Raw genomic sequence first — 12,080 nt, 5'->3', positions numbered from 1 at the left:
CAAATACATATCACCGTTCACTTCTTAACCACCATAAATCCACGAAACATAGAAGTAACCTTATTTATAGACGTTTTTTAGCAAAATAAAAGGGTCGATTGCTTTATTTTTTAGTCAGGGTCTAGCTAGTTGTTAGCAAGCCGTTTTAAATGTTCTAAAGACAACAATGATAGTTGTTTTTCTTTGAAGCTAATTAATTGTTCTTGTTGGAATTTTGATAGTAATCGACTTAATGTTTCTCGCCGTATACCTAGGAAGTTAGCCATGTCATGACGACTAATTGATAACTCAATCTCAGTGGCATTGCCTGAATGTTTAGCATTACGTTGACAAATGTTGAGTAAAAATGCGGCCAGCAAACAATCAGCAGACTTTTTACCAATAAGGGCTTGATTATTAAGTTGTTGCTCGTAGCTCTGTTTGGTCAGTAATTGAATTAAATTTTGTTGTAACTCAGGTGCTACTTTTGAACAAGCAGAAAGTGGCGCGACAAAAACCTGACAAACTGAGTTATCGCCTAAGGCAATTGCGCTATAGTTATAAACGTTTAAAAATAAAGCGTCTTCCCCCATTACCTCACCGGGAAAGCGAAAACCTACTATAGTTTCGATACCTTCTTCGTTTTGCTGAGATAATTTAAACGTGCCTGAGCATACCGCGAATATTGCTGTTAGCGGTTTTGCTTGATCGAACAATTTTACGCCAGTTGCTTGACTGAGCAGGCTTGATGAATTTTTTTCAGCGCTAACTTCAACACGCCTAGTTAGATAGTTACTGGTTAAATCAATGGCTTGATTTTCAGAGCCTATGGGCAGGCAAACGGGTTGCATTGAGCAGTTTTCGCAGTCAACGTAACGTGACGTTTTATGTTCTGAATAAGCGTGGTTTTGCGCTTTACTGGTTAGGGTCATTTACTTACAACAAGTATTTTAGGGCGTTAAGACTTAAGCTAGCTAGTTTACTGGCGTTAGTGGATAATAACAACTTTGCAGTGAATGCTAGGTTTTGCTGTGTGTCATAAAAGGTTTTATAACGTGTTCAAACAGCTATTCGTTATCAGTTTGTTATTATTCATTAGTGCCTGTAAGCCAGTAAGTGAAAAAGGCTCTGCAAGCATTGCTATTGCATTAGTACCACAATGTATTGATAGTCAGAGTCAATGTGAAGTGAGTACTGAACTAGCTAGTTTCAGTATCAAGTTCTCTCAATATCAATTAGCGGATAACGTTAAAACCGAGCTACCTTTTACTATTGAGTTAATTAAACTTCCCCAAATAAAGACTCAAGATAATGTGCAAGAAAACTCTCAGCAAAGTACTGAAGAAAATACGACTAAAATATCGGCCTATCTCGAAGGTAAAGATATGTTCATGGGCAAGGTACCCGTATTTTTTCAACAAACAGGTAAAAATAACATTTATTTAGCGCAAAGCTTATTAGCAAGCTGTAGTGAAGAGCAGATGATTTGGCGTTTGTGGGTAACAGCGGAAGTGGGTGAACAGACACAAACATTTTTTGTCGATTTCAACAGTCAGCGTTTATAACTATACCCAAGCGACTTGAAGATGCTCGTTTCAGGACGACTGAGCGATGCATGCTCAAGTCGACTCCTTTTATTAAGGGTTATTCCCTTAAAAAATGAGGCAACGAAGAACATGTTTTGCTCAGACGTCCCCGTAGGGCTGGTTTATAAAAACTTTATACTGCGTTATTGATTTCGATAAAGGAATAACCATTATCTTCAATAAATGCCTTGCCTAAAGAGATTTATAATTCCAGCTGAATCCTGCATCTTCAAGTCGTTTGGGTATAGATGTGTAGTTTCAATAAATATGAAATGGCAAAAAAAACGAGCAATGCTGCTCGTTTTTTTATTTGATATTTTTAATAAATTATCGGTTAAATGTTATTCGTTACATCAACAGCAAGCTTTATTCGCTGGCCCGGTTGCAAATATTTATTTCTATCTATATTGTTCCAGCGCTCAATATCGCTAATTCGAACATTAAATTTATCGGCTATGCGCGCGAAAGAATCCCCTCGGCGTACTTTATACGTTATATTTCGCATAATGGCATTTTCGACATTGTTCCCGGCTTTACTGTTGGCATAATTCGCGTTACTTGACTCTTTTTGCCAAACCACTAACTTTTGCCCTAGTTTTAAGGTATCTCTAGGAGCAAAACCGTTCCATTTTGCAATACTTTTGCCATCTACTTTATATTTACGACCAATATCCCATAAATTATCACCAGATTTAACGGTGTGAACAATCTTACGACCTTTTTGAGGTTTACTTTGCTTTTTGGCTATGCGCTGTCCTTGAGAAAAAACATAACTATCTAGTGATTTAGCGGCAACAGGAATAAGCAAATGTTTGCCAGCACGGATTTGATTACCCTTGATGTTATTGACTTGTTGTATCAAATCTACGCGCGTATTAAATTTATTAGCAATAAGCCCTAAGTTGTCACCGCTTTTAATTTTATAACGCTGCCAAGCTAGTCGATCTTTTTTACTTAGCTTATTTAGGCCTAGCTCAAATTTTTCGACGGTATGAGAAGGTAATAATAACCGATGAGGGCCATCAGGATCTGTTGCCCAACGATTAAATCCAGGATTTAGACGTTGTAATTCAGCTAGAGATAAACCAGCAAGCGTGGCGGCCTTGGCTAAATCGAGTTGTGACTTAATATCAACTTGGCTTAATACACTTTTATTGTCTATTGAGTAAAGTGATAAATTAAAATCTTCAGGACGTTTTATAATATCAGCTAATGCTAATAATTTTGGTACATAGGCACGTGTTTCTTTTGGTAAATCAAGCGACCAGAAATCGATAGGTTTACCTAAGCGTTTATTCTTCCTTACCGCATTTCTAACGCGACCTTCGCCGGAGTTATATGCCGCTAATGCTAGCATCCAATCGCCATCAAAAAACTTATTTAAATATTTAAGGTATTGAATAGCACCTTCGGTTGAAGCTACGACATCGCGTCTGCCGTCATACCACCAGTTCTGTTTCATACCAAAGCGTTCACCCGTACCTGGTACAAATTGCCACATGCCTGAAGCGCGACCGTGCGAATAAGCAAAAGGGTCAAAAGCACTTTCTACAATAGGTAAAAGGGCTAACTCGATAGGCATATCATTTTTTTCTAACTCTTCAACAATATAGTGAAGAAATGGCTCCGCCCGTTTTGCTACACGTTTAAGGTAACTTGGGTGCTGTACGTACCAGTTACGCTGTGAGACAAGACGTTTCTGTTCTGGAATATCAAAGCTTAATTGGCTACGAATACGTGGCCAAATATTATTATCATCAATGGATTTTTGATCTTTTAACGTGTTATTTACAGAAAAGTCAATATCGGCAACAGGGTGGATAACATCAATGCTTTCATCAGCTAACAGTGCTTGATTTATTTCAATAGGATCAGCAATGTGATTATCAGTTACGATATCACCATCACTTTGGGATAGGCTTTGACAGCCAGCTAAAAGAACTACAACAGGTAATAATAAATACTTCATGAATAACCAGTAACATCAGCGGGAATTAAAAATGATTAAGCAGATTAGCATATTTAATCACTAGTTAAAAATAGTTCCCGCTATTAATGGTTTGAAAACGCAGGTACTAAAAGTTATCTTTCCATGACCTAATCACCGAAAAAACATCACTATTACTGCTTTGATTTTGATTACTATAGGCTTGTGCTGCTAGTTTAATCGACTGTTCATGACAACGTAAAAAGGGGTTTATTTGTCGTTCTAGCGCTATATTACTTGGAATAGTTGCTTGGTTTTGTTGGCGCTTTTCATTTACTTGCATAACATAGTTATGCAAGACACTATTATTTGGCTCAACAGCTAAGGCAAAGGCTAAATTTGCCTGAGTATATTCATGTGCGCAGTAGATTAAGGTCTCTTCGGGTAAATTAGCCAACTTAGTTAGCGAGTGATGCATCTGCTGTGGCGTACCTTCAAATAATCGACCACAGCCACCCGAAAATAAAGTGTCGCCACAAAAAAGAATTTTGTCATTATGATAAGCAATGTGACCTTTAGTATGGCCAGGTAAATCGAGGATATTAAAGTGACAATCAAGCTCAGTTAGGTTGACGGTATCGTGTTCTTTGAGTGTTACGTCAAGTTGAGCAATGTTTTCGCTAGCAGGCCCGTAAACGGTTACAGACCATGCTTTAGCTTTAGCGTATTCAAGTAGTTTTTTAATACCGCCAACATGATCGCTGTGATGATGGGTAATCAATATGGCAGCTAAGACTAGATTGTTATTTTGTAAGTAATCTATACACACAACAGCATCACCGGGGTCGACAAGTGCAATTTTATCATTGTCTGGACCGGAAATTGCCCAAATGTAATTATCGCTAAATGCCTTAATTGCAGTAACACTATGTTGTGAGTTAGCCATATAAGATTTTACCTGTAGTTCGTTATATACTGAATAAAATACATACTTAGTTAATTATAGATTAAATTAGTGATGTATTTTGTTTGTCGCTGACGTTTAGCATGAGTAATGTATGCGCTATCGACCTAATAATCATTTTTATTATACGCCTAAAAGAAGCCTCTATGAAACCAGCGTTAGCTTTTCGACAACCTTATTACCCTAATTCATGGCATGCATTACCTAATGGTGAGATCATCAAAAAGGCAATAGAGCAAGAGCTTGCACCTTGGTGGCAAAAATTTTTTGGTTACCATTTAATTAAAGTTGGCGCATTAAGTAGTGAAATTGAAATACCCGATTGCACTATAAACCATCAAATAAATATCAGTAGTCAATATAGCTTAGCTAATGTGGTGGGTGATATAGATGATTTGCCTTTGCAAGAGCATAGTGTTGATGTTTGTTTGTTAAGTCATGCACTAGAATTCTCTCTTGACCCACACCATGTGGTCCGTGAAGCAAATAGGGTGTTGATCCCAAATGGTTATTTAGTTTTAACAGGTTTTAACCCACTAAGCCTTGTCGGTCTGAATCGTTTGTTACCTTATAGACGCACTAAAACACCTTGGAATGAACATTTTTTCTCACCAATGCGAGTCAAAGATTGGTTACATTTAATGGGGTTTGAAATATTAGCCGACCAACGTTGTTTATATACCAGTTTAACGGGGAAAATGAGCGAAGATGACTTACATAACACGTGGCATCATTTTGCTAAAAGCTACTTACCTGCTTTAGGCTCTGTTTATGTGATTGTTGCAAAAAAACGGGTACTGCCATTAACACCGATTAAACCTAAATGGCAAATAAGACACGGTTTTCAACCAGTAAAAGCAACGAGTTTACGGTCTCATCAATCTAAAACGGGTGAGTAGCTTTTACCTAATGAGTAAAAGCTCATAAAAAAAGGCAAAACCGTGAAAATCGATTTTGCCTTTTTTATGACAACAGTAAGGAACAACAGCTATTTTGCAACTGGTCCTTTGGCTGAAGCGTTATTTTAGAACTTATAAGTCGCCTGTGCGTAGGCAAATCGACCTTGACCACTATGCACGTTTACAGCAAAGCCCATAAAATCATGGTAAGCGAATGGAGGCTCTTCATTTGTTAAGTTAGTTGCTCCAACCGTTAGTACTACGTCTTCAAAGCCAAAGTAATTGATCGATGCATCAAGGGTAACCATAGCATCAACTTTCTGACTCAGTTTTAATGAAGCTTCTTGCTCAAAAGAATCAATATAGTTAATGGCGGCTCTAGCGCTAACATCATCTAATACCCAATCAATAGAAGTTGTCCAGCGCATTTGAGGCTGTTCAAACCCGCCTTCTTTGGTGTTTTTATAATCTTCAAAACTGAGCACGTAATTCATTACGTAGCCAAATTTAAAGGTACCTGCATCTGTGTCTAGATTATATCTAACATCTAAATCAATACCTGACGTTTGCAAATCACCAATATTTTGAAAGCTATCATTTACTTGGATAACTTCACCCGGATCATTAGGTATTGAGGTTGGACGACGCTCGACAATAGTGTTATCTAAACCATAAAGGTCCATAACAAGCTGGGTATCAGAATCGATAATATTGCTAATGTCATAATTGTAATAATCAACACTGAAGTTTAAATCTTCGGTAATATTGTAGATTATGCCGAGGTTATAGCTTTCAGACTCTTCAGGACCTAAGTTAGGGTTACCTTCAAAGACAGCAGTGTATTCTTGTGGCTCACAGGCTCTGTCTTGGTTACCTATTGCATCACAACGTAAGGTATCTACAAGGTTTGGAGATTCATCCGTTCGGCCCAAACCTAGTTGGTGAAGTGACGGTGCTCTAAAAGCAGTACCATATGAACCACGCAGGCTAAAATCATCTAAAGGTGACCATAAAAATGAAATTTTAGGATCGGTAGTCGTACCAAAATCACTATAGTCTTCATAACGAACAGCTAATTGTATTTCTAGGTTATCTATTACTGGAATAGCCAACTCACCGAAAAAGGCTAAGTTATCGCGAGAGCCATTTGCTTGCGTCGCTTCAGTACCAAAGACTTCACCGCGTAAAAATTGGTCATCAGGATTATCGCTGATTGTCTCTTCACGATACTCAGCGCCAACAGCCATCATTAACTCACCACTTGGCATATCTAATAAGGGGCCAGAAATTTTAAAATCTAGCGACTCCATCGTAGATTTACCAAATCGCGTGGTTGTTGTTTCTATGTAATCTAAAGATTCTTGAGAATTACTTGATGGCTCAAATGGGTTCCATAAACCACTATCAATTGCTTCTTGAGTACGACGAGAGTTTGGAAAACCATTTACGCCACGTTCTGTCGAAGCACTTTTAATGTAGCTATATGCTGTTTCCCAGCTCCATTCTTCAATGTCACCTTGTAAACCTAAAATGGCACGATAATAAGTAGAGTCGACACGCTTTTCACGATTACCAATATCTACTGTACGGCGGCGCATGGTTAAGTCTTGTTGATAAAATTCATGAGTTGGCATTTCTGCGAATGGATGGTTAACATTATCACCATCCATGAATAATTCGTTAAAGCTTGGGCTACCTGCACCGCGTACTGTTGATTTAGAATTCTGGCCATTTAATTCAGCAAAACCTCTGATGTTGTCATTAATTTCATACTTACCCATATAATTCCAGCTAAAACGCTCTGCAGCAGGAATCATACTCATTGGTGGGGCGTAATCATAACGACATAAGTTGTTGGCTAAATCGATATCTTCAGCAGCACATTTATCATTACCGTATAGATCGATAAGTCTATTTGAAGGATCGTCTTTTAAAGCGATGGTACCAGGAATACCAGCAGAACTTCTAAAGTCAGTGGCATCAGGATCGCCAGTACGAGCTGCTTGGTTTGATGTGGCAGAATAACTTCTGTCAGCATAAAGGACTTCTTCGCGGTTCATGTATTCTAAAATAAAGGTGTGGCTAGAATTTTCGGTACTATTACCAAAAACCAAGTTAACGCTTTGCTCTTCACCACCACCATCTGCTGTTGCACCGATTTTTGCTGTTATTTCAGCGCCTTCAACATCGTCTCTTAATACAATATTAATTACACCAGCTACGGCATCAGAACCGTAAGTAGCCGAAGCTCCATCTTTTAAAATGTCGACACGTTTAATGGCCGAAAGGGGAATGTTATTAATATCAACAAAAGCGGTATCTATCCCTTTAGCAAAAGGCGATACAGAAACGCGACGTCCATTGATTAAAATGAGGGTTGAATCAGCACCTAAGCCACGTAGAGAAACTGAAGAACCACCATTGGCGGTATCATCACTACTGTTAGCTTGTGTTGAAAAGGTGCCTTGCCCAGAAATAGGTAATTTAGTAAAAAGACTAATAAGGTCAGTAACCCCTGATTTTTGAATGTCTTCTTGTGATAGGCTTGTAACAGGAGAAGGACCCTCCATATTGGTACGCTTTATATGCGAACCGGTTATTTCTATTCGTTCAACTTCCTCTTCTTCCGCGGCAAATACGTTAAAGCTTTGTGATGCCAATAATGCTGTTGAAATACTTAGCGCAAGTAAATGCTTCTTCCTCATTGTAGATCTCATAACCTGTTCCTTTTGATTTATATAATTATTATTTTTAAATATCAATACTTACCAAACACAACAAATTGATAACAGGTTGTGAATAGGAGTAACAGCTGATGTGAAAGTTATAGCAAAAACTTTCACGACTTGGAACAAAAATATTTTGACACATTTTCAATGGTTTATTTGTATATTGTATATTAAGCATTCAATAAATATGATTGTAAATAAGTACGGTAGATCAAAATTTAAAGTGAAGTGAAGTATGTGTTACGGTGTCAAAAAAAGAGGGGATGTCGTATGATAATTAAAATTTATTTTCGAACTCAATACCTATGCGTACAAATGAACTAGAGCATTATTTAACGGAGCTGTTAAAGCCACAACAAATAAAAGATTTCACTACTAATGGCCTGCAAGTTCAAGGATGTGAAACGATTAATAAAGTCGTCACTGGGGTTACTGCGTCTAAAGCACTTATTGAACGGGCGATAAGTGAAAAAGCTGATGCTATATTGGTACACCATGGCTATTTCTGGAAAAATGAATCTTATGCTATTCGTGGCATGAAACATGATCGCATCAAGGCGCTATTGGTCAATGACATCAATTTATTTGCGTATCATTTACCATTAGATATACACCCAACGTTAGGTAACAACGCCCAATTGGCTAAATTATTTAATATTGAAGCCGTTGAACCGCTAGAGCTTGGTAATCCGTTAAGTGTTGCTATGCAAGGGTGTTTTAAGCAAGCGTGTAGTGGGGAAGAATTCTCGCAGTTAATTAATAACACCCTTGAACGAGAATGTTTACATATAGCGGCCCCTAGTGATAAGCCAATAAAAACAATCGCTTGGTGCTCTGGCGGTGGTCAAGGTTACATTGAATTGGCGGCAGAGCAGGGCATAGATGCCTTTTTAACAGGAGAAGTGTCAGAGCAAACCACTCATATTGCTCATGAAATGGATATTCATTTTTTTGCTGCGGGTCACCATGCGACTGAGCGTTATGGTATAAAAGCCTTAGGTGAACATTTAGCCGAAAAACATGGGCTTGAAGTTGTTTTTGTGGATATTGATAATCCAGTTTAAGGCTTAAGTAGCGCCCTGAACCTGAACCTAAACATTGCTTACAATAAACTTAGTTAAGGAGTGATTTAAACCATTGCACTATCATGCCTAAACTCTCATACCAGGCAATAGTGCTTTGATCCAATTTTTTACTGCTGGGTACATAGTAAGGCCAACTCTTACTACTCTCTGGATTTTTGACCCAGTAACCTGTTGGTGCTGCAATAGGGAATATTCCTTCTTCGTGAAAGTAATTCATAGAGCGAGGCATATGGTCAGCATTAGTTACTAGTATCACTTGAGTGCCTTGTACTCGTGGAGCAATTAGCTCTGCTTCTTCTTCAGTATCTTTGGGGAAATTTTCGGTAATAATCTTTTGTTCAGGAACGCCTAAAAGTACCAATGACTGTTTTACGGTATCAGCATTAGATACCAAATTATGTCCACCATAACCTGAGGTGATTATTCTTGCTTCCGGGTGTAATTGATAAATACGTAAAGCTTCAACCATGCGTTGTAATGAACATGTTTTTAGTTGGCTAGTTACCGGTAATTCGGCATTGGTATTATGACCACAACCAAGTACAACAATATAATCGACTGGCACATTGGTTTTAACATAAGGAGGGTAATCATTTTCAATGGCGGTCATCACCGTATCTGAAAAAGGCGGAAAGGCACTGATAAGGAGAATAATTAGGGCTAGCGATATACCTTTAATGCTTTGTTTTGGCTTTTTATTATGGACAATAAGCGAAAAAATAAGCAGCAGCAGCACTATATTAATAGGCATGATCAAGACAGTGATGATTTTTTTAAGGAGAAATAAATCCATATGATTAAGCTAAGTTACCCACAACATTGATATTTATTAACTATAACAATTATTTTGCTAAAGTGCTTGCTCAAACAATGTTTTAAATTGTCGTTTAAAGTCTGTTGCAATATTATGCAAAATCGGGTCTAATGATTTCGCATTGTGGTTTAGGGTCAATACTCTAAAACTCAATACACCAGAAGAGGTGCGAAGCTAAGGTAGAAAACGTGAGGAACCACATTTCCAATGACCGTTTTTGAGGGAAGTTATCGCCGAGAGTATTTAAGTGTGGACTTATGTATTCGGTCACTAAGGTTGAATCCTTATGGCTGTCACCTGACGTATTTGTTAATTATGCCTGCTTAATTAGGTATCAAACAAAAGGTGGAGAGCTTCTGGCTGAAAAATTTTCGTTTATTTGCTGTTTAATGATTTCCCTAAACATGCAAAATATATCATTCGTTAACTACTCAGTCATGCTCTTCCAATAGTTATTTTACTCGGTATAAAACCCAGTAAATGACTAGTTTTTTTATGGGAGAAATTTGTGAATTCAGTACAATCAACATCATCATTAACCGTAGCCAAGTTTGGCGGCACCAGTGTTGCCGATTTTCAAGCAATGTTACGATGCGCGCACATTATAAAAAACGATACAAATAACCGCTTAATTGTTGTTTCAGCAAGTGCCGGTGTGACCAATTATTTAGTGCGTTTAAGTCAGAAAAATATTCCCGTCAATGAGCAAAAGGATATTGTTGAAAATATCCGTGCAATTCAAGTCAATATTACTCAGCATTTATCCAGCTACATTGAAGCTGAGCTAAATCAAGAAATAAATAGCTTACTTGATGAATTAACGCAGCATGCGTTAACGCAATCACTGCAATACTCGACTAAAACCACCGATGCTATCCTTGCCTTTGGTGAGCAATTTAGCTCACGTATTTTTGCACAAGTTTTACAATCTATTGATGTGCCTGGTGAGTATTTCAATGTACAACAAGTGATGAAAACCAACAGTTTACATGGTAAAGCGGTAGTGGACATCAATGAACTAAGTAAGCAAAGCACACTGCTTCTTGCACCTAAACTTGTTGATAAAGTAGTGGTTACTCAGGGATTTATTGGCCAAGATAGTCTCGGTCATACCACGACGCTCGGGCGAGGTGGCTCTGATTATTCGGCAGCGTTACTGGCTGAAGCGTTAAATGGTCAGAATTTATCTATTTGGACTGATGTTGTAGGTATTTTTACTACCGACCCACGTATTACTGATCAAGCACGAGCGATTAAAGAAATTAGTTTTGGCGAAGCGGCTGAAATGGCTACATTTGGCGCTAAAATATTACACCCTGCGACTCTAATTCCAGCTATGCGATGTAATATCCCTGTTTTTGTTGGTTCAAGTAAAGAGCCAGAAAAAGGCGGCACACAAATTAAGAAAGAAGTTGAGTCTAACCCAACCTATCGCTCAATTGCTTTAAGGCGAGAGCAAACGTTAGTCACGGTAAAAAGTCCTGCCATGCTGCATGCTAGTGGCTTTTTAGCAAAAGTTTTTGGCGTGTTAGCTAAACATGAATTAAGTGTTGATTTGATCACTACGAGTGAAATAAGTGTTGCCCTAACTTTTGATAACCCAAGTGGCACAACACAATCATTAATTACTAACACCGTTGTTGCTGAATTAGAGCAGCTTTGTGAAGTGACTGTTGAGAATGGATTATCGTTAGTTGCGGTTATTGGCAATGGCTTAACGAGTGCAAAAGGTATTGGACAAAGTATTTTTGAAACGATTAATGATATTAATATTCGTATGATTTGTCATGGTGCTAGTGCCAATAACTTATGTTTTTTAGTTGATGAACGTGACGCTAATTTTGTTGTTGAAAAATTGCATAATACTTTATTCTCTTAAAATATACGGCTTATAAGAGATAGATTTTTTAAAGAGCAGTAGTAAAGTATTGCTCTTTAAAAGAGTGTTTCCTATTCATTCTTTAAGTCGGTTCCTCAAGTGTTAAATAACTTAACACGGTAATTAGCTTTCTACCTACCGTGTTAAAATTACCTTTATACCAATTTGATTAAATTTCTTCCCAACTCAGAGTTCTGCTCGATGTTCAATAACAAGGA

Annotated in this window: 9 protein-coding genes and 1 riboswitch; of the genes, 4 read left to right on the top strand and 5 right to left on the bottom strand. The window is 37.9% G+C overall.

What is annotated here, in order from left to right:
- Positions 1-125 precede the first annotated feature (125 nt).
- The gene (locus CXF71_RS05535; protein ID WP_101231975.1) at positions 126-911 is read right to left on the bottom strand and encodes a Crp/Fnr family transcriptional regulator; all 786 of its coding nucleotides are present in this window, start codon (positions 909-911) and stop codon (positions 126-128) included.
- A 123-nt stretch (positions 912-1,034) separates the two neighbouring features.
- Here CXF71_RS05535 and CXF71_RS05530 point away from each other — a divergent pair, with 123 nt between their 5' ends.
- Positions 1,035-1,544, top strand: a complete 510-nt coding sequence (locus tag CXF71_RS05530; RefSeq protein ID WP_101231974.1) for a hypothetical protein — start codon at positions 1,035-1,037, stop codon at positions 1,542-1,544.
- A gap of 355 nt (positions 1,545-1,899) precedes the next feature.
- Here CXF71_RS05530 and CXF71_RS05520 read toward each other — a convergent pair whose 3' ends face one another.
- The gene (locus CXF71_RS05520) at positions 1,900-3,534 is read right to left on the bottom strand and encodes a lytic transglycosylase (protein WP_101231973.1); all 1,635 of its coding nucleotides are present in this window, start codon (positions 3,532-3,534) and stop codon (positions 1,900-1,902) included.
- A 106-nt stretch (positions 3,535-3,640) separates the two neighbouring features.
- A complete protein-coding gene (gloB, locus tag CXF71_RS05515; RefSeq protein WP_101231972.1) occupies positions 3,641-4,438 on the bottom strand; it encodes a hydroxyacylglutathione hydrolase in 798 nt (265 codons plus the stop codon).
- A gap of 164 nt (positions 4,439-4,602) precedes the next feature.
- On the opposite strand from gloB, the gene CXF71_RS05510 reads away from it, so the two are divergent.
- Complete coding sequence (locus CXF71_RS05510; RefSeq protein WP_101231971.1) at positions 4,603-5,355, top strand: class I SAM-dependent methyltransferase; 753 nt, start codon at positions 4,603-4,605, stop codon at positions 5,353-5,355.
- A 125-nt stretch (positions 5,356-5,480) separates the two neighbouring features.
- Here CXF71_RS05510 and CXF71_RS05505 read toward each other — a convergent pair whose 3' ends face one another.
- The gene (locus tag CXF71_RS05505; RefSeq protein ID WP_101232397.1) at positions 5,481-8,060 is read right to left on the bottom strand and encodes a TonB-dependent receptor plug domain-containing protein; all 2,580 of its coding nucleotides are present in this window, start codon (positions 8,058-8,060) and stop codon (positions 5,481-5,483) included.
- Between the two features lie 329 nt (positions 8,061-8,389).
- Here CXF71_RS05505 and CXF71_RS05500 point away from each other — a divergent pair, with 329 nt between their 5' ends.
- Positions 8,390-9,148 (top strand): Nif3-like dinuclear metal center hexameric protein, encoded by a 759-nt coding sequence (locus CXF71_RS05500; protein WP_101231970.1) that lies wholly within the window; start codon positions 8,390-8,392, stop codon positions 9,146-9,148.
- 49 nt (positions 9,149-9,197) lie between these two features.
- Here the strand turns inward: CXF71_RS05500 and CXF71_RS05495 are convergent, their stop codons facing one another.
- On the bottom strand, positions 9,198-9,962 hold the full coding sequence (locus tag CXF71_RS05495) for an ElyC/SanA/YdcF family protein (RefSeq protein WP_101231969.1): 765 nt from the start codon (positions 9,960-9,962) through the stop codon (positions 9,198-9,200).
- Between the two features lie 174 nt (positions 9,963-10,136).
- A riboswitch (Lysine riboswitch) is annotated at positions 10,137-10,347 on the top strand.
- A 144-nt stretch (positions 10,348-10,491) separates the two neighbouring features.
- Here CXF71_RS05495 and lysC point away from each other — a divergent pair.
- Positions 10,492-11,862 carry a lysine-sensitive aspartokinase 3 gene (lysC, locus tag CXF71_RS05490; protein WP_101231968.1) on the top strand — a complete coding sequence of 457 codons (1,371 nt, stop codon included), beginning with the start codon at positions 10,492-10,494 and terminating at the stop codon, positions 11,860-11,862.
- Positions 11,863-12,080: the final 218 nt, after the last annotated feature.

The organism is Colwellia sp. 12G3 (assembly GCF_002836775.1).
In the GTDB taxonomy this organism is placed as follows: Bacteria; Pseudomonadota; Gammaproteobacteria; order Enterobacterales; family Alteromonadaceae; genus Colwellia.
The sequence above is the reverse complement of the archived record's forward strand: the minus strand, read 5'-3'. Positions and strand labels throughout refer to the sequence as shown.